This is a genomic window from bacterium (assembly GCA_035371905.1).
Lineage (GTDB): Bacteria > Ratteibacteria > UBA8468 > B48-G9 > JAFGKM01 > JAMWDI01.
Window position 1 is genome coordinate 1,603 of the sequence record DAORXQ010000149.1, and the last position, 510, is coordinate 2,112.

The following is a 510-nucleotide window of genomic DNA, read 5'->3' on the forward strand; positions in this document are numbered from 1 at the left end:
AATGACTTAACAACAGAAATAAATACATTTGTTAGATTAACAAACCAGCAACTTCTTGAAGAAAATAGAAGAAAGACACAAACATTATTGACAGATATTGCAAAAGTTATTCAGGACTATGCAACTAAAAATGGATATGATTTAATTGTTGACAAAAAGTCCTTACCTTACTTTTCAAATACATTTGATATCTCAGATGAAATAATTAAAATATTAAATCAGAAAATAAAATAGGTAAAAAATAATGAACCTTTTAAATTTTGAAAAATTTAAATTTTGAAAAATAGGAGGAAAAATGAGATTAAAAAGTACAATAGTATTTTTTTGTGTATTTATTCCATTTTTGTTTTCTGACCCAATCCCAAGCATACCAACAGTAGAAAAAGAAATTCAACCTCCACAAATAAAAGGCATAGTAAGTCCGCAGATAGAAGTGAAAAATGGTCAGAAACTTATTGTGAAAAAATTTAATATATCCGGGAATACAAAAGTAACACTTACAGAGATAGA

General features: G+C 26.1%; 2 protein-coding genes. Both read left to right on the forward strand.

The features are described from left to right. Positions 1 to 234, forward strand: a 234-nt coding sequence (locus tag PKV21_09825; protein ID HOM27784.1) for an OmpH family outer membrane protein, incomplete at its 5' end; no start/stop codon positions are given. 61 nt (positions 235 to 295) lie between these two features. Further along, on the forward strand, positions 296 to 510 hold a 215-nt coding region (locus PKV21_09830), incomplete at its 3' end, for a hypothetical protein (GenBank protein ID HOM27785.1).